The sequence below is a fragment of the Cypionkella sp. genome (assembly GCF_028290025.1).
In the GTDB taxonomy this organism is placed as follows: Bacteria; Pseudomonadota; Alphaproteobacteria; order Rhodobacterales; family Rhodobacteraceae; genus Cypionkella.
On sequence record NZ_JAQGKQ010000043.1, the window covers coordinates 1 to 22,172 of the forward strand.

Below are 22,172 nucleotides of genomic sequence, written 5' to 3' on the forward strand. Positions count from 1 at the left end.
ATCTTCAGATTTTCCGAACCTTAACAACCGCTTACGCTTCGTTTCGTTTCGTCACCGTCACTGTTTCGCTTCGGTAAGGCGCTGTTTAGGGAAAGCCGCCGGAACCCGCAATAGCAAAAAACACATCCAAACTCACTTTTTTACAGTTTTGTGAATTTATCCATCAATTGGCAGGGTTGGCGGAAGCATCGACCGCGAGCACCCCCCTTTCGCGCAACATTCTTATCGGAGATTGCCACATCACGGCGCGAGTCAGGCAGTTTGCAGCGCCTTTTTCCGGGCTTTGAGTCGGCGGGCGATCAAAAGTCCCAGCACGGTTGCAAAATAAAGTGCTGATTCCAGCGTATAGACCTTCCCGATCATCACAAAATGCACCGCCCCCGCCAAAGTTGCTGGATAAGCCAGCCAATGCAGCCGTTTCCAGCGCAAAGCGCCGAGTCGTTTGACCATCGCGTTGTTGGAAGTCACCGCCAGAGGAATCAGCGCCACGAACGCCAGCATCCCCACGATGATAAATGGTCGCTTGGTCAGCTCGGTCAGAATCTCTGACCAGCGCAGCGCGAGGTCCAGCACCACCCATGTCATCAGATGCAGCGCGATGAACATGAAGCCCATCAGCCCCAGCGCGCGGCGGAACTTCAACAGGTTCACCCCATACCAACGCAGCGGAGTGATGCAGAGCGTGGCGATCAGGATTTGCAGTCCCCGCGTACCCAAGGTCCGTTCTAAAACCTTGGCGGGGTCGGGGGTGGAGAGCGATGAATAGATCACCCAAACCGCCAGCGCCACGCCAGCTATATATATAGTATAAGCCGGGATGCGCCGGGCGGTTTGGTTGATGGCGTTGAGCATCAGTAATCCTGCGTCAAATCTTGACCCGCATAGAGGCTGGCGACCTGATCACCGTAGCCGTTGAACTTCACGGTATCTATCCGGCCCGCGAACAGGCCCCCACCGATGCGACGCTCTGAGGCTTGGCTCCAGCGCGGGTGATCCACCTCGGGGTTCACGTTGGCATAGAAGCCGTATTCGTTGGCAGCCAAGGTGTTCCAGGTTGTCACCGGCTGCTCGGCCACCAAAGAAATCCGCACGATCGACTTCACCGACTTGAAGCCATATTTCCACGGCACGATCAGGCGGATCGGCGCGCCGTTCTGGTTTGGCATCAGTTTGCCATACAATCCCGTCGCCATGATCGTCAGCGGGTGCATCGCTTCATCCAGCCGCAACCCCTCACGATACGGCCAGTCGATCATACCGCCCGAAATCCCCGGCATCTCATCCGGGCGGACTACGGTTTCAAACGCCACATATTTCGCTTCCGGCTTCACGCCGAGCTTTTGCAGCAGGCCGGACAGTTGGAACCCCTGCCACGGCACGATCATCGACCAGGCTTCGACGCAGCGGAAACGGTAGATGCGTTCTTCGATGGGTTGGCCTGCAATCAGGTCGGCGAGCGCGTAGGTGCCGGGGTTGTTGACGAGGCCGTCTACGGTGACGCTCCACGGGTCGGTTGTCAGCTTGCCTGCATAGGCGGCAGGGTCGTCCTTGTCGTAGCCGAATTCGTAGTAGTTGTTGTAGGTTGTGATGTCCTCGAAGGAGTTCGGGGCTTCATCGGTGGAATAGGGGCTGCTCTGCGCGAGGGCTGGGCTTGCGATGGAAAGGGCGGCGGCTCCGGCAATCAGGGCGCGGCGGTTCAGGAACAGGTGCTGCGGGGTGACGTCGGCGCGGGAGAATTCTGGCTGATAGGTCATGGCGTGGTTCCTCGTGGGGTCTGAGGTCTAAGATGGCGCAGATTGAGCAAAAGACAAAATCATCTGATCTCACATCTGTGATAGGGCTTTGAAATATATCGGCTGAGAAGTGCTCACGCGTGGCCAAGGCTGCGGATTACATGATTTCAATGGGTTATGGGGTGGGTGTTAAGACTTTGTTAATGGCCAAACTCTGGGCGATACTTTTGGTTAGGATCGCACCGGGCCTATGCCGTCCAAGGCCGCCACACAGTTGCCTGCCGGTTTTTTGTTGGGGCTGGCCACGGAATGTTTCAGCTTCGTTGGCGACCAGCTTTAGACGTTAAGTCAGCCGCAAGATTGTCGTTGACGATGCAAGGCAACTGGCCGCAGTCTCAGTGACAGTATCGACAACAGACGCCTTTAGGCCAGCAAATCTGAATGGCCCAACCGTTATAGGGTGGAGATAGATAATGACGCCAGAAGACTTGTTCGGCACTTGGACACTTATATCACATCAGTTTGTTACCCTTGAAACCGATGAGCGGCGCGAGATGTTTGGCGCTGACCCGCTTGGCACATTGGTGCTTACCCCAGATCATCGAATGATCGCCTTCATTACCGCGAATGACCGCAAGCCGGCTGTAGATGATGCCTCCACCGCTGCGCTTTACAAAAGCATGTTGGTCTATTCAGGCCCGTTTCGGCTGGAAGCCCCGGATCAGCTTGTGACCACGGTTGAAATGGCGTGGCATCCGGCTTGGGTCGGTGGCGAACAGGCGCGCACCCTTGCGCTTGAGGGTGATATTCTCTCGATCATGACTCCGGTGATGGCGCACCCAACGATCGCCGGCCAAACCGCGCGTGGGGTTTTGACGTGGCGCAGGTTATCGCGGTTTTGAGGGCAGGCAGTATTTCGGCTTTTCTCATTGCGTCTTCACACATTCAAAACAGGGCAGCGGCTGAATGCCGGGTTGGCGCTGCAACAAATGTTCTGCGCGATTTATGGTTCAGCGTCCTCCCTGGATATTCGACGCGGGACGCTGCAAAAGCGCCTGCCCGATGGGGCAATGAGGCGCTGCCCGGCGGCGCAAGCGCCTTGATTCCGGGCGGTGGGCGCGCCTGTTGCAAGCAAGTCTCGACCATTGAAAAACGCCTGCCCAAATGAATGGGCAGGCGCAACTGAAGATCAGTTCCTCGCTGTTAGAACGGCGAGTCGGGGAAGTAGTATTGCGCCGCGTTCTCTTTGGTGATCAGCGTCGCATCGACGGTGAATGTGCCGCGCATCGGCACTTGGGCGTAAAGCCCCGCCACGGTCATCTCTAACGCCGTGCCGACCATCGCTGGCGGATACAAAACGTCAACCGGGATCATCTTGTCGCCGTCCATGACTTTCTTGATCATGTCTTTAGAGCCTGCGCCCGCCACGACATACTGAATGTCGGAGCGGCCTGCTTGTTCAATCGCCTGCAGTACGCCAACGGCCATGTCATCGTCTTGGCACCAAACCACGTCGATTTTCGGGAATTTGGTCAGATAATCCTGCATGACTTTGAAGGCGTCATCGCGGTTCCAGTTACCAAACTGACGGTCCAGCACTTTGACGTTGGAGCCTTCGATGGCCTTGTCAAAACCGTCCTGACGGGTCTGGTCAATCGGAATTGGCAGGCCACGGATCACCACAACTTCGGCGTCCGGGGTGGTGGCTTTGATATAGTTGCCAGCGGTCTCGCCCAAAGCAAAGTTGTTCCCGGCGATGTAGAGGTCGCGCACCGAGTCATCATTAACTGTAGGCGCACGGTCGACAATGGCGACGAAAGTGCCCTTGGATTTGATCTCTTTGATCGAGTTTACCAGTGGATCGGGATCGCTTGGCAGGATCACCAGCGCGTCAATGCCTTGAGTTTCAAGGTCTTGCAGCGCGTTGGCTTGGCTTGCCGCATCTGGCGAGGTTTTGACAATGATGTTGAGCCCTGGATGCTGTGCCATCAATTGCTCTGCCACGCGGTTGGCATGGAACACCACACCGGACGTCCAGCCGTGATCTGCTGCCGGGATCGACACGCCGACAGTGTAGGCTTTGTCTTGAGCAAAGCTCGCCGTGCTGCCCATCGCCATCGCGGCGACAGTGACAAGGCTTAGTAAACCTTTACGCATTTTATTCCTCCCTTTGGTCGGGTCTGGCAGAATGCAGCCGGGCGACCCTATCCCCGGCCGATGTTTCACGATTTCCGCACCAGTGATCGTTGCACCAACATAGCGATGATGATGATGGCGCCTTGGATTGCGCCGATCAGGTATTCGGAAATGAAATTAGATAGCAGCATGATGTTGCCAACGAGTTCGAGGATGAACGCGCCGCAGATCGTGCCCCAAGCCCGGCTTGCACCGCCTTTAAGGGCGGTGCCGCCGATCACCACGGCGGTGATCGCTTGCAGCTCCCACAGGATGCCGGTTGTCGCCGAGGTTGACCCCAAACGCGGCACATAGAGCATCACCGCGATGGCGACGCAGACCCCTTGGATCACGAAAGCCGTGGTGCGCACGCGATCGACGTTGATGCCGGAATAGCGCGCGACGTTGGGGTTTGATCCGACTGCCACAACATGACGTCCATAGCGCATCCGATACAACACGAAGGCAGCCACCGAGGTCACCGCCAGCACGACAACAATCGGCACGGGAACGCCAAGCACCACACCGAAATAGGCCGGGCGATACAGGTCTTGCTGCTCGGCTGATTGCAGGGTGATAGCACCGCCTTGGCTTAGCCAAGTGGTCAGGCCGCGATAGATGCCCATGGTGCCAAGCGTGGCGATGAAGGGTTCGATCTTGCCGACGGTCGTAATCAAACCGTTTGCCAGTCCGCAGAGCGCCCCCACCACCAAGGCCAGCACGATCGCGGCGGCAATCATCATGCCGGGGTCGGCGATCGCACCGGAGTTCATGAACAAAATCATAAGGCTGGCGACGAACGCCACCATTGAGCCGACAGACAAATCCAGGTCGCCCGAGGAGATTACGAATGTCGCGCCGACCGCGATCAGCGCGATAAAGGCACTGCGGGTAGCGACGTTGGCGAGATTGTTTATGCTGATGAAATTGGGGTTAACCAGCGCGCCCAGCAGCAGCAGCAAAGCCAGCGCCACAAAAGGTGCCACCGCGCGTAAGTCCACGTCTTGCCAGCGCCGTTTTGGTTCCGCCTGATCGTCTTGTGTCGTCACATTTGCCCCCATATTACGCGACAGCCTTTTGCTTCAAGCCCGCCGAATAGCGCATGATTTTTTGCTCGTTGATCTCATCGCCTTCCAACACGCCAACGATCCGCCCCGCGCGCATCACCACCACGCGACTGCAAAGCCCGATCACTTCGGGCATCTCGGACGACACCATGATCACCGAACAACCCTCGCGCGCCAAAGCGGCGATGAAGTGGTAAATCTGTTGCTTGGTGCCAACGTCGATGCCCCGCGTCGGCTCGTCGATGATCAGGATTTTCGGCGTAATCTCCATCACCTTGGCAAGCAGCAGTTTTTGCTGATTGCCGCCTGACATGCGACCCGCAACGACGCCCGCGTCGCGCACCCGAATGTCGAAACGGCGGCGTGCTCGGGCCAAAGCCGTGCGCTCACTTGCAGGGCTGAGATAGCCCCAGCGGCCATGCTGATCGAGCGATTGCAGCGTCAGATTGCTGGTCATATCAGAGCCGAGCAGCAGGCCCTTCGATTTGCGGTCCTTGGTCATATAGGCCAAACCTGCCGACGTGGTCGCGTGAATATCGCCCGACGGCATCAGTTGATCACCGATCCGCACCTCACCCGAGATGCGCGGATAAAGCCCGGCAATCGCCTCCATCAACTCGGTGCGACCCGAACCGATCATGCCGGAGAACCCCAGAATCTCGCCCTTGCGCAGATCGAAATGCGCGTCGCGGACGTGGGCGGTGTTCAGCCCCACCACCGACAAAACCCGCGCCTCATCGACATTCGGTTCAGACTTCTGTGGATACAGGCTGGAAAGTTCGCGCCCCACCATCAGTTGCGCAATAGACTCGCCGTCGAGCATTGAGGTCGGCGCAGTTTTCACCCATTGCCCATCGCGCAACACTGTCACACGGTCGGAAAGTTCGGTCACTTCATCCAGCTTGTGCGAGACGAACACAAAACTCGTCCCCAGATCGCGCAGCTTGCGCACCTGTTTGAACAAGGCGTCGGTTTCCTCGCGCGACAGCACGGCGGTCGGCTCATCCATAAAGACAATCCGCGCATCACGGCTGATAGCCTTGGCAATCTCAACCATCTGTTTATCAGCGACCGTCAGCGAAGAAATCACCGCCGTCTCGCTTATTCTAGACCCCAGCATATCCAAGACACGCCGAGTCTCGCGCCGCATGTGTTTGCGGTCCAGCAATCCGAAATGCGCAACCTCACGCCCCAGAAACAGGCTTTCGGTGACGGTCAGATGCTCCGCCAGATTAAACTCCTGATGGATCACAACGATGCCCAAAGCCTCTGCCGCGCCATTCGGCGGCAGCTTAACCGACTTGCCATCCAAATAAATCTCACCCGAGGTGGGCTGTTCAAAACCGGACAAAATCTTCACCAGCGTAGATTTGCCCGCACCATTCTCGCCCATCAACGCGTGAATCTCACCGCGCCGCAGGTCGAAATCGACGCTGAACAGCACCTGAACCCCGCTAAAGGATTTGCTGATCCGTTGGGCTGAAAGAACGATATCGCCATGCGCCTTGGCAACGCTTTCATCGCCTGCAGACCGCATAGTTTCGTCGCGCGTCATCGCCGTAGTTTTGCCACGCACTGACGCAATGTTGTCACCGCCCACGGGCCCTGACGCCATGATTACCCCCCTCGCGGCTCCTCTCCGCCCCATATGTGTAGTGCTTTGATTTTTTCATGTAAAGGTTTACATTGCAGCAATCATTCATCGGCTTTGCACCTGACCGCCCGCCTCTATAGGCTTCGCCGCAGCAACCATAGGCCCGCACCCTTGTCGAATTCTCCCGCCACCATCGAAGACGTCGCCCGCATTGCCGAAGTGTCGATTGCCACGGTGTCGCGTGCCATTCATCTGCCGGAAAAGGTTGCGGTATCCACCCGGCTGAAGGTCAATCAAGCGATTGCGCTGACCGGTTATACCCCGAATGCTGCGGCCCGCTCTTTGCGCTTGGGCAAATCCAACATGATCCTTGTGGTAGCCCCCGACATTGGCGACCCCAATTTCTCTAGCATTCTTGTCGGATTAGAGAATGAGGCCCGCGCGCATGGTTACGGCGTGCTGATCGGCCATACCCAGAACGACGCGCAACGCGGCTTGGAATATCTGAAGTTTTTCTCATCGAACCAAGCCGCCGGCATGATCCTGTTCACCGGTATTCTGCCATTTGGTCACCAGTCAATGACCGCCCGCCTGCCCCCCACCGTTGGGGTGTTTGAGCCGGTTTTCAACGGCGGTATTCCTTACGTCGGCGTCGATGACCTGGAGGGTGCGCGCAAGGCGGTGGAACTGCTGATCTCGGAAGGCCACCGCAAAATCGCTTTCGTCGGCGATGCGCGCAATCGGCTGGCCTATGTACGCCGTCGTCTCGGATGTGAGGCGGGGCTGGACGCCGCAGGTATTCCGGTAGCGTCAAGGATGGTGATTGACGGCGATGGCACCATTGAAAGCGGGCGCCTCGCGGTCGATCAGTTGTTCCTGCGCGACACGCTGCCGACCGCGTTTATGTGCGTCAACGATCAAACCGCGATTGGCGTGATGCTGGGGCTGACTGCGCGTGGCTACATCGTTCCGCGCGATTTCTCGGTGACCGGGTTTGACGATGTGCCGCAGGCTTCGTTCATGCAGCCTTCGCTGACGACGATCAGGCAACCGCGCGGTCTGATCGGCAAACACGCGATGACGCTGCTGTTGCAGCTTTTGTCGGATACCGAACCGGCGGAGACAGAGATACTATTGCGTCCCGATCTGGTGGTGCGTAATTCGGTGGGGCCACCACCGAGGCGTTAAGTCAGGCCGAGCCGGTTGGCATCAAAGCCAGCCTCAGCAAAAATCGCAAGCAAGCGGGCGTCGAAATTATCGGCCTGAATATCCAGACAGTGCTGGCCAAAATACCAATACAGCGCGCGCGCGTAGTCTGGCGGATTGGTTAACGCGCGCGCCAAAGCTGCCCCAAACGCGGCGGGGTCCTGCACGGTTTCGACAACGGCGTGGAAATCCGAGCGGCCAAACAGCACCGCCGGTTTGCGATGCAAAAAGCCCTCCAGCGCGGTCGCGGAATTGATCGACACCGTGGCGCTGCACACCGCCAAAATGTCATGCACATTGGCGTCGGTTTGCGTGAGCCGATACCCCTTCGCCCGCACCGCCGCGATAATCTCTGCGCCGAGCTCAGGTTTCAGCGGATGCGGTTTGACCAGCACATCACGCCCACCGGCCCCGGCACAAACGGCCTCAACCATGGCTTCAAAGCTGCAATACGCCTGACCATTACGTTGAGGCGCCGGGCCTTGCAGGAACACCGCCAGCGCGCCCTGGGGCAAATTTCTGAGCGTTTTCGGCTGTTTGTAGCGAGAAAGCCGAGGCACCGCGAACCGTTGCTGCAAGTTGGCGTGATAAGTCTGGGCGGCTCCGCCATCAACCGTTGTCGGATCATAGAGCAACGCGCCAATCCGGCTTGCGGCTTGAATCCCCACCGGATCGACGTGAAAAAACCCCTCAAAATAAGCCGTCGCCGCGTTCAAAACTCCGACGCGCTGGTGGTGGCCGTTCTCGACGATATGCAGGTTGCCATCTTCGCGATACCCCGCGCCGTTGAAGCCTTCGACCAAGTCAACGGCACCACCCCGCGCCAGAATGCTGTCACGGATGCGGCTGTAAAGCAGCGGTTTACCCGCCGCCAAACGCGCATTCATATACGCCGGAAGGTGCAGCACGACGCGGGCTGTCACAGTTTCGCCTGAACCAACGCCACGGCCGCAGCAATCGCGGCTTCAATCGGCAGGGCGGAGGTATCAATCACCACCGCATCCGAAGCCGCCCGCAGCGGAGCTTCCGCCCGACCCATATCGCGGGCATCCCGCTCGATCACTTCGGCCAGCACCCGTGTTGCATCGCCACCAAGCTCCAGCCAACGCCGATGCGCCCGGACTTCCGCGCTCGCCGTCACGTACAGTTTCACCTCGGCTTGCGGGCAAATCACCGTGCCAATGTCACGACCATCCAGCACCGCACCACCCTCGGCCCGCGCAAAACGGCGCTGAAAATCGACCAAAGCCGCCCGCACTTCCGGGATCACCGCCACGACACTCGCCGCCTGTCCGGCAGCCATTGACCGCAAATCATCCCGCGCCAAATCCGCCGCCGTAAGCCCACGCGCGGCCGCTACCGGATCACCGCCCAGCGCACCAACAGCCCGATACAACAGCCCGGTATCGAGATGCGCAAAACCAAACCGTGCAGCCAGTGCCCGCCCAATCGTACCCTTACCAGCCGCCGCAGGCCCATCAATGGCCACTGTAAACTGCACGGGTCATCCTCTCTGCGCAAATATCCTGGGGTGTTAGGGGCTAGCCCCTAAATCAACTGTCCAACTTGCGCGGCGCTTCCGGTGGATAGGCGTAGGCGTTTGAGACGATCATGCCGCCCTGTTCCAACACTTCGGAGACCGCATCGTCTTCCTCAAACTGGAACTCGTAGGCGTCGAATGGGAAGGCTTTGGCATCGACCAACCCCTCAAGCGAGATGATCACGATGCCTTCGGAGGCAAAATCTTCGACCAACTGCTGCAAAGCGGCGGCGGCGGTTTCGGCCTTGATCACCGCGAGTTGGTAATGCCCGCCATACTCGCCTTCGTCCTCGTCGGCCCATTCCATATCGAAGGCGTCAACGCAAACCGCATAAACCCCGGAAGCTATGCCGTCCGACTCGTCAGGCTCGAACGGATGCGCTTCGGAGGCACAAATTTCACCCGAGCCTTGCGCGGTTTCGGCCATGCCGTCGATATCAACCTCAAACGGCAATATCTCATCGTCAAACGCTTCGACCGCGCCTGCGTGCAAGACACGGTCTAGCCGCAAGCCATTGACCGAAATTGAGTTTGCCAAAGTCGCCAGCGCCTCTGACAAATCTTCGGCGGTCAACACAAAGAACCGCGCCTCACCGCCATATTCGGCTGCGTCGGGCATCGCGTTTTGGCCTTCAGGATCAAAGACCTCGACGGCTGCGTAAAAAGTTCCCATCTGGTGCCCTTCCTTGGCGTAAGTTTGGCTCTGCTCCGAGCCTTTGAGGCTATATAGTCCGGTGAGGCCGCAAGTGCCACCGGGCCACTGATTTATCAGGCACCGCACTGCGAGGCATGTGCGAAAAGCTTAACAAAGCCTTAACGTCTGATGTAGGTCGTTACTTTTGCTAGGTTTTAAAAGCTGCCACGCGTGGACAAGCCCGAATCTTACTGCCCACCCTGCCGCAAACTAGCGCCAAGACCGGTCATCAAGCCCTCAAAAATCGGGAACGAGGTCACGATGGGCGAGGCATCATCGACCGAAACCGGGTGCTTCGCCGCCATGCCCAAAACAAGGAAAGACATCGCAATCCTGTGGTCAATATGGGTGGCACAAGTCGCCCCCCCGGGAACGCCGCCCGCGCCCATGCCGTGAACGATAAGGGTATCCTCATCCTCCTCAATCGTCACACCGCAAGCCTCCAGCCCGCGCGCCATCGCGTCGATCCGATCGGATTCCTTGACCCGCAGTTCTTTCACGCCCCGCATGATCGTCTTACCCGTCGAGCAAGCCGCAACCACCGACAGGATCGGATATTCATCAATCATCGAAGGCGCACGTTCGGGAGGAACCTCGACACCCTTCATAGTATCCGAGAACCGCACCCGCAGGTCAGCGACAGGTTCGCCGCCCTCGGTGCGCGGGTTTTGAAACTCAATCTGCGCGCCCATTTCCACCAGCGTCAGATAGAGGCCGTTACGAGTCAGGTTCTGCGAAACCCCCGGCACGAAGATATCCGAGCCTTCCACGATCAGCGCCGCACAGACCGGAAACGCCGCCGAAGACGGATCGCGCGGCACCGCCACCGTCTGCGGGCGCAGTTCCGGCTGGCCTGTCAGGGTGATCACGTTGCCTTCGCTGGTCTTCTCGACAGTCAACTGCGCCCCGAAACCCAGCAGCATCCGTTCCGAATGATCCCGCGTCGGCTCGCGTTCAATCACCACGGTCTGCCCCGGCGCGTTCAAGCCCGCCAGCAGCACCGCCGATTTCACCTGCGCCGAAGCGACAGGCAGCGCATAGCGGACCGGAACCGGATTGGCGGCACCCACCACCGTCATCGGCAAGCGGCCGCCTTTGCGACCATAAGCCTGCGCACCAAACAGGCTGAGCGGATCGGTCACCCGCCCCATCGGCCGCTTGCGCAAGCTCGCATCCCCCGTAAAGGTTACAGTCATCGGCGTGGTCGCCATCGTTCCCATGATCAGCCGCACACCGGTGCCAGAGTTGCCGCAATCAATCACATCGGCAGGTTCCTGAAAGCCGCCGACGCCAACACCATGCACCGACCACGCCCCCGGCGCGTGTTGAATGACCGTCGCCCCAAACGCCCGCATCGCTTTGGCGGTGTCAAGCACGTCTTGGCCTTCGAGAAGCCCGGTGATCTTAGTCTCACCCACCGCCATCGCGCCGAAAATCAGCGCGCGGTGGCTGATGGATTTATCGCCGGGAACCGAGGCTGTGCCTTTCAGCGGCCCGGATTTGGAGGCGGTCATCGGTTGGGCTGTGGCATGGGACGACATACGGGATCTCCTGCAAGCGAATTTGCAAGCCTGATACCGTAAGCGGCGGGCCGGGTCCACGGTTGACCTGACAGGGTTGCGCGCTTGGCCGCCATCGAGGCGGCACGCGCGCGCGGCTGTCGCGGGGTGGAATTATTACGGCAGTGGCGGTTGTTGGGCGGGAGCCTCCGGCGGGGATATTTTTAAGCAGGTGAAATGATCAGCTTGGTTTGGATAGTCGTCGCGGAGCCGTATCATCTTTGGTTCAGGCGTTACGTTGGAAGGTCAGGTAATGCGGTGGGCGGCCCTCGCGCAGGGCTTTTTGCTCGTAGCGGGTGGAAAGCCAGTCCGACCATGGCTCGTCGCCTTGATCGAGTAGGGTGAAGCCAGCCAGTGGGACTTCTTCAAGCGTTTGACGGACGTAATCGGGAATGTCGGTCGCAACCCGAAATTCTGCACCCGGTTGCAGGATGCGGGCGAGGCCGGCGAGGTAGTCTGGGGTGACGAAACGGCGACGGTGGTGGCGGGCTTTTGGCCACGGGTCGGGGTAATTCAGGAAAGCTTTGGCGATTGAGGCGGCGGGTAGCACGTCAAACAGCTCGCGCACATCGCCGGGATGGATGGCGAGGTTGGTGACTTCTGCCGCGCGGATTTTGCCCAGCAGCATGGCGATACCATTCACGAAGGGCTCGCAGCCGATGATACCGACTTCGGGATAGGTTGCGGCCATGTGAACCAGATGCTCGCCACCCCCGAAGCCGATTTCCAACCACAGCGGTTTGCCCGCGAATTGCGTCAGGTCTATCGGGACACGCTCGGGGTTATCGTCTCGCGCCACATCGGGCAGGCTGAGGCGTTCGAGGTCTTCCTCCAGATAAGTTTTCTGGCTGGCGCGCAGGGTTTTACCATGCACGCGTCCGTAGAAATTGCGCCGCTCAACGGGATCATACATCGGTGTAGCCTTGTGATTGTTCGGGCGCTCTAGCCTTGCCTTACCGCCTTGGTCAAGGGCGGTTAGCCGCGTTGGATCATCGCCAGGCCAGCGACCATCGCGGCAATTCCGGCGGCGCGGGTGAGTGAGACGGTGTGGATTGCTGCGCCGAACAGGCCGAACTGATCGATTACGGTGGCGGCGATCATCTGGCCGAGCAGCACGCAGAACACTGCATTGCCGACGCCAAAGCGCGGGGCGACCCATGTGATAGAAAAGGCGTAGAACGCCATGAACAACCCGGCGAGCAACAGGTGTTTGGGTTGGGCGGAGAGGGTGGCGAGCGCGGGGGCTTCACCGGACAGCAATAGCAGCACGGCGGCGGTTATAAATCCGACCGAAAACAGCACAAATCCCGCAGCCACTGGAGCGCCTAGGCGTGCGCCGAGTTGGCTGTTTAGCGCGGCAAGGATTGGGATACCGATGCCCGCCAGAAGCATCCAAAGGGCATAGCGCAGGGTTTCGGTGGGCATTGTCATCGTTACCTTTCGTAAGAACCTCGGCGGGATTATACTCTTTGTCGTCCCGACGCAGAACCCGTTTACTATATCGGAACGCTTAACTCCGACAGGCAACGCGAACACACACAATAATGGAAACGGCGGCACTTGAAGCGCCGCCGTTATCTATCCGTGGCAACGCGACCGAGTGGTGGCTCGATGCCACCCGAGGCCGCGCGCGTTTGAGATCACACCGCCGCTTTCAGGGCGTCGATCAGGTCGGTTTTCTCCCATGAGAAACCGCCATCCGCTTCTGGCGCGCGACCAAAGTGACCGTAGGCCGAGGTGCGGGCGTAAATTGGCCGGGTCAGTTGCAGGTGCTCGCGGATGCCGCGCGGCGTCAGATCCATGCAAGCGGCGACAGCCTTTTCGATCTGCTCGGCCTCAACTTGGCCGGTGCCATGCGTATCGACATAGATCGACAAAGGCTTCGCGACACCAATCGCATACGACACTTGCAACGTGCAGCGATCCGCCAGACCAGCCGCCACCACGTTCTTCGCCAAATATCGCGCAGCATAAGCGGCCGAGCGGTCAACCTTGGTTGGATCTTTGCCCGAGAACGCGCCGCCGCCGTGGGGGGCCGCACCGCCGTAGGTATCGACGATGATCTTGCGCCCGGTCAGGCCAGCGTCGCCATCAGGGCCGCCGATCACGAAAGTTCCGGTCGGGTTTACCCACCATTCGGTGTTCTCGGTGATCCAGCCGGAGGGCAGCACTTCGCGGATATAAGGCTCAACAATCGCGCGAATGTCCGCCGAATTCTGGCTTTCCAACGAATGCTGATGCGACAGCACGATCGAGGTAACCTCAACCGGAACGCCGTCTACATAGCGCAGGGAAAGCTGCGATTTCGCATCGGGGCGCAGCGTTGGCTCGGCACCCGATTTGCGCACTTCGGCCAGACGGCGCAGGATGGCATGGGAATATTGGATCGGAGCCGGCATCAGTTCCGGAGTTTCGCGGCAGGCGTAACCGAACATGATGCCCTGATCACCAGCGCCGTCATTATCGACGCCTTGCGCGATATGCGCCGATTGCTTGTGCAGATAGTTCTGCACTTGCAGGGTGTTCCAGTGGAACTCATCCTGCTCGTAGCCGATGTCTTTGACCGAAGCCCGCACAATGGCTTCAACGCGCTCCATCATGCTTTTCAGGGCGTTTGGGTCAGACAGCCCAACCTCACCGCCGACGACGACCCGACCCGTAGTGGCGAAGGTCTCACAAGCCACGCGTGCGTTGGCCTCTTCGGTCAGGAACGCATCGAGGATGGCGTCTGACACGCGGTCACACAACTTGTCTGGATGACCTTCGGAAACGGATTCCGAGGTAAAAATATAGTTCTTGCGGCTCATGGGAAGTGCTCCGTTGGGTTATTGCCGCACGCCAGGAAGCCGTTGTGCGGAGGTTTAGTTAATCTGGCTTAGTCACAAGCGCGTCACAAGGTCAAGCGCCGCGCCGTTTGTGTGGCGCGAACTGTCGCAAGAACAATCCTAGTAGTAGCAACAACACCGGATATTCACCGAAAACGGCATAAATCGTTGCTGGCAAAGCAGCAGGCAAAGCTGCGTCAAGGTAGCTTGCGGTTTCAAAAGGCAGGCTGGCGGTGATCCTGCCTCGCGCATCGTAAACGGCCGTCACGCCTGTGTTGGCAACGCGCACCAGAGGGAGACCTTGTTCAATGGCGCGCAGGCGGGCCTGGGCGGCGTGTTGGAACGGGCCCGTCCAATGGCCAAACCACGCGTCATTGGTGATTTGGAGCAGCCAATCGGGGCGCTCTGTGCCGCGCAGGTCTTGCGGGAAGACTGCCTCGTAGCAAATCAGCGGCAATGCACGGCCGAGTTTGGGACCGAAGTCCAACAATTGTGGCCCTGGACCTGCCATATAGCCGTTGCCCGCCTGCGAGGCGAAGGCCGCGATATTAGCCCAAGATAGCAACGTATCGCCGAACGGAATATATTCGCCAAACGGCACCAGATGATGTTTGTCGTAGGTTTGGCCTCGGGTGCCATCGGGGGCGATAATCGCCAGCGAGTTCCAAGCCTTGTCGCCTTCAACGCGCTGCATACCGATAGCCACCGACGCGCCATTGCCTGCGCTTGCGATCATGCCGCCAATTTCCGGATGCAGATCAAGCAGGTAGGGCAGCGAGGTTTCCGGCCAGATCACCAGATCGGGCGTCGGTTTGGCTTCGGTGAAGGCAAGCAGCCGATTGAAGAATTGGTTGGCAAGGTCCGGATCCCATTTCGCCTGCTGTTCGGCATTGGGTTGCACGAGGCGCAAGGTGACTGGGCGATCATTGGGCATCGGTTGGGCGAGCGTCCACATCCCAAAAGTCCATGCGGCAGCGAGGCTGACTAGAGCGAGGCCCGTAGGCAGCGCACGGCGCGAGGCAAGGCCAGCGGCAAGCAACGCGGTTAGCAGCGACAGGCCACTCGGGCCGACGTGAGCCGCCAGTTGCGCCACCGGGGTATCAATCCAGATATGGCCGATCAGCGCCCACGGGAATCCGGTCAGCACATAGCCGCGCAAAAGATCGGTAGCAGCGAGGGCTATGGCGAAGCCAATAGCCGGGCTGCGGGCGAAGCGGCTAAGCCAGCCTGCCAGCGCCCAAAATAAAGCCATGCCAAAGGCCAAGAACACCAGCGCAAAGGGGGCCATCCAGCCATCTTTGGCGACGTCCACCATGAACGGTTGCACGATCCAGTTCAACGCGGCGGCAAAATAGCCAGCGCCCGCGAACCATGCGAGCCAGATCGGTGCTGTGCTGCGCGCGATTAACCAGCACAAGCCCGCCAGTGCTGGCAGCGCTATATACCACGCGCCGAGCGGTGCTTGCCCGGTTGCGACCAGCACACCCAGCAAAGCCGCCACGCCGAAGGGGCGCAGGCCGGACCAGTTCGATGCCATGTTAGCCTTCGACCTCTGGCACGGGCAGTGGCTCTGGCATAGCGACCGACCCCGGCAACCGCACACGCAAACGCTTGATGCGGCGGGGATCGGCGTCTAGCACCTCAAACTCGGCACCAGACTCATGCGGCACGATCTCACCCCGCACCGGGACGCGACCTGTGCGCAGGAAAACGAGACCACCCAGGGTGTCGATATCTTCGTCGTCTTCACCGTTGCGCAGGGTCAGGCCAATGGCGGCCTCAAACTCATCCAGCGGCACGGTGGATTGGGCCACAAACACGCCGGGAGATTCCTCTTTCCACAAAGCACCTTCGACTTCGTCATGCTCGTCTTCAATCTCACCAATCACCGTCTCGATCAGGTCTTCGATGGTCACCAAGCCGTCAACGCCGCCGTATTCGTCGATCACCAAGGCCATGTGCACCCGGTCGCGCTGCATCTTCTGCAACAGGGTGGCCGCGGGCATCGAAGGCGGAGCAAACAGCACCGGACGCAGCAGTTTCTTCAGCGAGAAGCGACCAGAGGCGCCAAATCCGTGCTGCAAGGCGAGGTCTTTCAGCAGCACAAGCCCCTGCGGATGGTCGAGCGTGCCTTTGTAAACCGGCAAACGGCTAAAGCCGTGCTGACGGAACGCCTCAACCAGATCATCTTTGCCGATGTCCAAAGGCACGGCGGCGATCTCGACCTTTGGGATGGCGACATCATCAACGCGCAGCCTGCGCAGGTTGCTTAAGCCGAGCAGTGGCGAGCCTTTGGGTTGCGACAAGCTTGCGCCTTCCTCGTCGCCCTCACTGCTGTCAGAGGAATTGAAGGCGGATAGAAGCCGCCCGAAAAATCCGCGAGGTGCAACCTCGGCCTCATCATCCTCACGCCCTTTTGGCGCTGCGGATAACCCGTCGTTACTACTGCCCATTGGTCCTTGTTCCAAAACGCCCCGAAGGGCAGACGCTTAGTGTCGCGCTTAATATGGGTCAGAAAGCCCCAGCCGCGCAAGTATCCGCACCTCGGTAGCCTCCATCAGATCACCGTCGGCGGCACGAATGTGATCATAGCCGAGCAGATGTAACAGCCCATGCACGATAAGATGCGCGACGTGATCGGCCATCGGCTTGCCAGCTTCAGCAGCCTCAGCCCCGCAAGTGTCATAGGAGATTGCGATATCGCCAAGGGATTCGGGGTCATCCGCATCGCCCGGTTCGGGTAGGTCAGGCACTGCACCCTCATCCGCACCACGTTCCGCCGAAGGCCAGCTCAGCACATTGGTCGGCTTTGCTTTGCCACGAAAATCGCCGTTCAGTTCCAGAATTCGGGCATCACTGCAACCCATCACGCACAGGGTAAAGCCCGCCTCGGCCAGTCCGAGTTCGGCAAAAGCCATGCGCACAGCCGGTTCGGCGGTGGCTTCCAGCCCAAAAGCCTCCCAACGCGCGTCTTCGATGACGATATCAACAAGTGGTTCCATGCCGCCCCTTAGCGTAAGCCAGCCCGCCTCTCAAGCTTTCACATTGGTGGAAATATCCTGGGGGAGCGCAGCGGGGGCTAGCCCCCTCACGCGCGTAAGCGCTAAAGAAAACTTGCGCGGCACGCGCTCTGTTAGATCATGTGCCGCAAGTTGTTAAACTGGTTGCGTTTCGTCGCGCTCGTAAGCCTCAATCACGCGAGCGACCAACGGATGCCGCACCACGTCTTTCGAGGTGAAATAGTTGAAGGTCACGCCCTTCACCCCTTTCAGGATACGTTCGGCATCTTGCAGACCCGAAGCCGTGCCGCGCGGCAGATCGACCTGCGTGCGGTCGCCAGTGATCACCATGCGGCTGCCTTCGCCCAGACGGGTCAGGAACATCTTCATCTGCATGGTTGTCGCATTCTGCGCCTCATCCAACACGACAAAGGCGTTCGACAAGGTCCGACCGCGCATAAAGGCAAGTGGGGCGATTTCGATGCGTTTGTCTTCCAGCAGTTTTTGAATCTGCTTGGCGGGCAGAAAGTCGTTCAAAGCGTCGTAAAGCGGCTGCATGTAGGGGTCGATTTTTTCCTTCATGTCGCCGGGAAGGAAGCCCAAACGTTCGCCCGCCTCCACTGCCGGACGTGACAGGATGATTTTCTCAACCGCGCCTGAAATCAGCATGGTGACGCCGACAGCGACTGCCAGATAAGTCTTACCCGTGCCTGCCGGACCAATCCCAAAGCCCATCTCATGCGAGAACAGGTTTTTCACGTATTCCTTCTGCGCATCAGTCCGCGGTTCAATCGGCTTCTTGCGGGTGCGCAATTCGACGCCTCCGCCGCCGCTAAACATTTCGACCTGCTCGGACGATTCCAGCTTGGTATCCGGCATTGGCCGACCCATCCGCATTGCGCCATCAATATCGCCTGCCACCACACTACGTCCCTGCTCTAGTCTTGCATATAATGAGCGAAGCACGGCTGACGCCTGTTCGCGTGCGGCTATGTCGCCAATGACGGAAAGGCGATTGCCGCGTCGTAGCACATGCACCCCCATCTGGTGCTCGATCTGTGCCAGATTGCGGTCAAACTCGCCGCAGAGGCTGATCAAAAGCCGGTTATCGGGAAATTCGAGGACGGTCTCGACAATATCCTCGGAACGGGTCGGGGGCGTTAGCGCGCTGATGCCCAAAGGGATCTCCTTAACGGTTCAGGTGACGTCTGGTTGGAGTGTAGACCCGCCAAATGGTCTGGCAAGTGCAACCTGCGTCTTGATGATATCAAAGTGATGACAGCGGCATCTTTGCGCAAGAACTGGGCAATAAAAAAAGACCCCGGAAATTCCGAGGTCTTAAAGCAGTTTGTTAGCAAAGCATTTACCGAACAATGGGCACATAGTCGTTGACTGGTGATGACGCGGATTGATAGTTGCCGATCACAGTGCCCGGCGGATATTTGTTGTTGCACACTGGCAGGCCCGACACCGGATCGTAGCGACGGCCCGAATACCCCTCGGCGCCATCGTCAATGATCCAGCCTTGGCAGCCATCGGGATCGTAGGCGATCGCGGCCTCACCCTCGATTAGGCCGACATGGTCACGCCCTGAATCACGCGCCGTTGCGATTACGGTGTCTGGCCCCTGTGCGTAAGGGGTTAAGCCATCGACGCAGGCGCTGAGGCCGAGCGCTGCAAAAGCCAAAAGCGGGAAGACTGTCATTTTGGGCATGTTCATCACCACTTGTAGCAGACGACTTCAACGCGGCGATTTTGCTGCATCCCCGCCGCTGTTGAGTTGCTTGCACGCGGCTGACGCTCGCCGTAGCCGATTTCACGATCCACCATTGCACCGACGGAACGCGCGACTGTCGCCACCGAAGCGGCGCGACGCTGCGACAGTTTGATGTTGTACTCATCCGAAGCGCGGCTGTCTGTGTGACCGTAAACGGCATAGCCAAACGCGCCAGATTTTTGGAAGAACTCCGTCAGGTATCGGCGACCATAAGCGGTCAGTTTGGCGCTATCGGTGGCGAACAGCGTGTCGGTGTTTTGCACCAGACAAGTGTTGCGCTTCAGACAGACGGGCTTACCGGTCTTGGGATTGACGCGGTCGAGCATATAGCCCTCCACTCCGCCATCCGCCCACCAGTGCATACAGCCGTCGTCATCAACCCAGACGCCCCATTCGATCTTACCGGCGATCTGCGGCGCAGTTTGTGCGACAGCCCCGCTTGCCATCAGCAGGCCCGCAGCCATTGCCGCGCCACCGATTGCTATTCGCACTGCTCTGGAAAAACGCTCCACTGCGGCAGCTCCCCTTCGATATCTTGAAATCATCTAAATATAGGCGAAGGTTTGCCGAGCGCGCCAATCGAAGTAAAGCAAAATCTAGGGGTTTGTGGCTTTTTCAAGGCTAGCTGTTGCGTCATACGCGCTAAAGTGGGCTGGGGGTGCCTATTGGCTAGAGTTGCGAAACGACGCGCTTCTTGGCTAAGAGAGGCGTTCACCCGCCAACGAGTTCGACGACGATGCGATAATCTTCACTCTGACCATTTCGCCGACGCTGCCTTGGGTGTCATTCACGAAGACCGCATGCAGATGGTCAGATTTGCCTATCATCTGGCCCGCCTCGCGCCCCGGCTTTTCATAAAGCACGCCCACCTCGCGGCCAACCATTGCATTTTGCAGGCCGCGTTGCTGTTCGGTGATCAGGGCTTGCAGTGTTTGCAACCGCGCGTCCGCCACCGCCGAATCAATTTCTGGCTTTTCGGCTGCGGGGGTGCCGGGGCGCGCGGAGTATTTGAAGCTGTAGGCCGCGCCATAATTCACCGACCGGATCAAATCGAGCGTATCCTCAAAGTCGCGGTCGGTCTCACCGGGAAAGCCGACGATAAAATCTGACGAAAGCAAAATATCGGGGCGCGCCGCGCGGATGCGTTCGATCAGGCGCAGATACGCTTCAGCAGTATGTTTGCGGTTCATCGCCTTCAGGATGCGGTCCGAACCTGACTGCACTGGCAGATGCAAATACGGCATCAGTTTTGGCTCGTCGCCGTGTGCTGCGATCAGATCGTCTTCCATGTCATTGGGGTGGCTGGTGGTGTAGCGGATGCGTTGCAAGCCGTCGATGCGGGCAAGTTCGCGGATCAGCCGCGCCAAAGTCCAGCCGTCGCCATGATAAGCGTTGACGTTTTGCCCCAGCAAAGTGATGTCGCGTACGCCTTTATCGACCAAGCCGCGGGCCTCATCCAAGATACGCTGCGCGCTGCGGGAAACCTCAGAGCCGCGCGTGTAAGGCACGACGCAGAAAGCACAAAACTTATCGCAGCCTTCCTGCACGGTCAAAAATGCCATCGGGCCACGGATGGCTTTACGCACGGGCAAAAGATCAAATTTGTTTTCCAGCGGGAAATCGGTATCGACCTGCGGCGTGCCCGCCCGCGCCATTTCGGGCAGGCGGTGATAGGATTGCGGCCCGACCACCAGATCAACAATCGGCATACGCCGCATGATCTCGGCACCCTCGGCCTGCGCCACACAGCCCGCCACGCCTATTTTCAGATTGGGCCGCAGGTTCTTCAGCTTTTTCAGCCGCCCCAGATCGGAATACAGCTTTTCGCCCGCTTTCTCGCGGATGTGGCAGGTGTTCAGCAACACCATATCGGCGTCATCGGCGCTTTCGGTCGTCACGTAGCCGTCCGCGCCCATGGCCTCGGCCATACGCTCGCTGTCATAGACGTTCATCTGACAGCCGTAAGTCTTGATGAAAAGCTTCTTGGGATCAGCCATAACGCACCTCTGTCTGGCCTGCCGTCTATGCCAAAGTGCCGACCTTCGCAACGCCGGGGGTTGCGTTGCTTGAATTGTTAACGGATTCTGTTGGCAACAAAAGCCAATGGCAAATGGACATTGTATGAAATTCGCGTCGCTTGATCAGTTCTTGTCCGAAGGTAAAACCGCATTGGCCAAAGGTCCGCTGGCTTTGGTGTTTGCCGAAGACCCGGTTGAGTTGGATACCACCATCCGCCACCATCTTGACGCAGGCTTTCCGCAATTGGCGCTGTTCGCCCCCGATGCGTTCGTTTTGCCCGCCGAGCTTGAGGCAAAAATCCACCGAATACCCTATGATGTGGATACGGTTGAGGCTTTGGTAGAAGCGGTAAATAAAGTGATCGCCGCCGCGCCGGGGATTTGGCTGTATTACTGCTATAACGCCGAATACCTGTTCCACCCATTCTGCGAGACCCGCAACATCCGCGAAATGTTGGCTTTCCAGACCGAGGAACGTCGTGACGCATTATTGTCTTATGTCGTCGATCTTTATGCCGACGATTTGAATGATTTCCCCAACGCCGTTTCACTGGAGAGGGCGCATTTGGACAAGTCGGGCTATTACGCCTTGGGTCGCCCCGATCTCTCCAACAACGGTTATCCAAAAGATCGTCAGTTGGATTTCTTTGGCGGTCTGCGCTGGCGTTTTGAGGAACATATCCCGGTGCCGCGCCGCAAGATTGACCGGATCGCGTTGTTCCGCACCAAGCCGGGGCTGGTGTTGCGGCCAGATTTCACCTTGTCGGATGAAGAATACAACACTTATGCCTGCCCGTGGCACCATAACATCACCACCGCCATCGTCAGTTTCCGCACGGCCAAGGCGCTGCGCTCCAACGCAGGCTCGCGGTTTGATATTCAAGATTTCAAATGGCACAACTCGACCCCGTTCACTTGGCACAGCCAACAGTTGATGGATCTGGGGTTGATGGAGCCGGGACAATGGTTCTAGGCGAAGGCGCTA

General features: G+C 58.8%; 22 protein-coding genes and 1 riboswitch. Of the genes, 3 read left to right on the forward strand and 19 right to left on the reverse strand.

Annotated elements, in window-relative coordinates:
- Positions 1-252: 252 nt before the first annotated feature.
- A complete protein-coding gene (locus tag JWS10_RS05390) occupies positions 253-852 on the reverse strand; it encodes a sulfite oxidase heme-binding subunit YedZ (protein WP_299505373.1) in 600 nt (199 codons plus the stop codon).
- Positions 852-1,754, reverse strand: coding sequence for a protein-methionine-sulfoxide reductase catalytic subunit MsrP (gene msrP, locus JWS10_RS05395; protein WP_299505374.1), 903 nt, complete (start codon positions 1,752-1,754; stop codon positions 852-854). The genes JWS10_RS05390 and msrP overlap by 1 nt, the downstream gene beginning before the upstream one ends.
- Positions 1,755-2,206: 452 nt before the next feature.
- Between msrP and JWS10_RS05400 the strand changes: the two genes are divergently transcribed.
- Positions 2,207-2,635, forward strand: coding sequence for a lipocalin-like domain-containing protein (locus JWS10_RS05400; RefSeq protein ID WP_299505375.1), 429 nt, complete (start codon positions 2,207-2,209; stop codon positions 2,633-2,635).
- A 301-nt stretch (positions 2,636-2,936) separates the two neighbouring features.
- Here JWS10_RS05400 and JWS10_RS05405 read toward each other — a convergent pair whose 3' ends face one another.
- The 3 genes from JWS10_RS05405 to JWS10_RS05415 form a co-directional block, all read right to left on the reverse strand.
- Positions 2,937-3,890, reverse strand: coding sequence for a substrate-binding domain-containing protein (locus tag JWS10_RS05405; protein ID WP_299481979.1), 954 nt, complete (start codon positions 3,888-3,890; stop codon positions 2,937-2,939).
- Positions 3,891-3,955: 65 nt separating this feature from the next.
- The gene (locus JWS10_RS05410; RefSeq protein WP_299505376.1) at positions 3,956-4,957 is read right to left on the reverse strand and encodes an ABC transporter permease; all 1,002 of its coding nucleotides are present in this window, start codon (positions 4,955-4,957) and stop codon (positions 3,956-3,958) included.
- 13 nt (positions 4,958-4,970) lie between these two features.
- Positions 4,971-6,512 carry a sugar ABC transporter ATP-binding protein gene (locus tag JWS10_RS05415; RefSeq protein WP_299505433.1) on the reverse strand — a complete coding sequence of 514 codons (1,542 nt, stop codon included), beginning with the start codon at positions 6,510-6,512 and terminating at the stop codon, positions 4,971-4,973.
- 228 nt (positions 6,513-6,740) lie between these two features.
- Here JWS10_RS05415 and JWS10_RS05420 point away from each other — a divergent pair, with 228 nt between their 5' ends.
- A complete protein-coding gene (locus JWS10_RS05420) occupies positions 6,741-7,757 on the forward strand; it encodes a LacI family DNA-binding transcriptional regulator (RefSeq protein ID WP_299505377.1) in 1,017 nt (338 codons plus the stop codon).
- Here the strand turns inward: JWS10_RS05420 and JWS10_RS05425 are convergent.
- From JWS10_RS05425 to miaB, 14 genes are all read right to left on the reverse strand, one after another.
- A complete protein-coding gene (locus JWS10_RS05425; RefSeq protein ID WP_299505378.1) occupies positions 7,754-8,698 on the reverse strand; it encodes a hypothetical protein in 945 nt (314 codons plus the stop codon). The two genes, JWS10_RS05420 and JWS10_RS05425, sit on opposite strands and share 4 nt — an antisense overlap.
- Positions 8,695-9,276: a (d)CMP kinase gene (locus JWS10_RS05430; protein ID WP_299505379.1), complete on the reverse strand. Its 582-nt coding sequence runs from the start codon at positions 9,274-9,276 to the stop codon at positions 8,695-8,697. Before JWS10_RS05430 ends, JWS10_RS05425 begins: the two co-directional genes overlap by 4 nt.
- A gap of 52 nt (positions 9,277-9,328) precedes the next feature.
- Complete coding sequence (locus JWS10_RS05435) at positions 9,329-9,988, reverse strand: hypothetical protein (RefSeq protein WP_299480036.1); 660 nt, start codon at positions 9,986-9,988, stop codon at positions 9,329-9,331.
- Between the two features lie 209 nt (positions 9,989-10,197).
- The gene (gene aroA, locus JWS10_RS05440; protein WP_299505381.1) at positions 10,198-11,550 is read right to left on the reverse strand and encodes a 3-phosphoshikimate 1-carboxyvinyltransferase; all 1,353 of its coding nucleotides are present in this window, start codon (positions 11,548-11,550) and stop codon (positions 10,198-10,200) included.
- A 244-nt stretch (positions 11,551-11,794) separates the two neighbouring features.
- Positions 11,795-12,481: a tRNA (guanosine(46)-N(7))-methyltransferase TrmB gene (locus JWS10_RS05445; RefSeq protein WP_299505382.1), complete on the reverse strand. Its 687-nt coding sequence runs from the start codon at positions 12,479-12,481 to the stop codon at positions 11,795-11,797.
- 62 nt (positions 12,482-12,543) lie between these two features.
- Positions 12,544-12,993: a DMT family transporter gene (locus tag JWS10_RS05450; protein ID WP_299505434.1), complete on the reverse strand. Its 450-nt coding sequence runs from the start codon at positions 12,991-12,993 to the stop codon at positions 12,544-12,546.
- Between the two features lie 215 nt (positions 12,994-13,208).
- On the reverse strand, positions 13,209-14,375 hold the full coding sequence (gene metK, locus JWS10_RS05455; protein ID WP_299480027.1) for a methionine adenosyltransferase: 1,167 nt from the start codon (positions 14,373-14,375) through the stop codon (positions 13,209-13,211).
- 6 nt (positions 14,376-14,381) lie between these two features.
- Positions 14,382-14,429: riboswitch (SAM-SAH riboswitch) on the reverse strand.
- A gap of 37 nt (positions 14,430-14,466) precedes the next feature.
- On the reverse strand, positions 14,467-15,930 hold the full coding sequence (gene lnt, locus JWS10_RS05460) for an apolipoprotein N-acyltransferase (RefSeq protein WP_299505383.1): 1,464 nt from the start codon (positions 15,928-15,930) through the stop codon (positions 14,467-14,469).
- A gap of 1 nt (position 15,931) precedes the next feature.
- Positions 15,932-16,846 carry a hemolysin family protein gene (locus JWS10_RS05465; RefSeq protein ID WP_299505385.1) on the reverse strand — a complete coding sequence of 305 codons (915 nt, stop codon included), beginning with the start codon at positions 16,844-16,846 and terminating at the stop codon, positions 15,932-15,934.
- A 48-nt stretch (positions 16,847-16,894) separates the two neighbouring features.
- A complete protein-coding gene (gene ybeY, locus JWS10_RS05470) occupies positions 16,895-17,395 on the reverse strand; it encodes an rRNA maturation RNase YbeY (RefSeq protein WP_299505387.1) in 501 nt (166 codons plus the stop codon).
- A 153-nt stretch (positions 17,396-17,548) separates the two neighbouring features.
- Positions 17,549-18,571, reverse strand: a complete 1,023-nt coding sequence (locus tag JWS10_RS05475) for a PhoH family protein (RefSeq protein ID WP_299505389.1) — start codon at positions 18,569-18,571, stop codon at positions 17,549-17,551.
- Between the two features lie 184 nt (positions 18,572-18,755).
- The gene (locus tag JWS10_RS05480) at positions 18,756-19,106 is read right to left on the reverse strand and encodes a hypothetical protein (protein WP_299480012.1); all 351 of its coding nucleotides are present in this window, start codon (positions 19,104-19,106) and stop codon (positions 18,756-18,758) included.
- A gap of 5 nt (positions 19,107-19,111) precedes the next feature.
- Entirely contained in the window at positions 19,112-19,633 is a 522-nt protein-coding gene (locus JWS10_RS05485; RefSeq protein WP_299505390.1) for an OmpA family protein, read from the reverse strand.
- Between the two features lie 234 nt (positions 19,634-19,867).
- Positions 19,868-21,166 carry a tRNA (N6-isopentenyl adenosine(37)-C2)-methylthiotransferase MiaB gene (miaB, locus tag JWS10_RS05490; protein WP_299505391.1) on the reverse strand — a complete coding sequence of 433 codons (1,299 nt, stop codon included), beginning with the start codon at positions 21,164-21,166 and terminating at the stop codon, positions 19,868-19,870.
- Positions 21,167-21,290: 124 nt separating this feature from the next.
- On the opposite strand from miaB, the gene JWS10_RS05495 reads away from it, so the two are divergent.
- Positions 21,291-22,160 carry a hypothetical protein gene (locus JWS10_RS05495; protein ID WP_299480003.1) on the forward strand — a complete coding sequence of 290 codons (870 nt, stop codon included), beginning with the start codon at positions 21,291-21,293 and terminating at the stop codon, positions 22,158-22,160.
- Positions 22,161-22,172 lie beyond the last annotated feature (12 nt).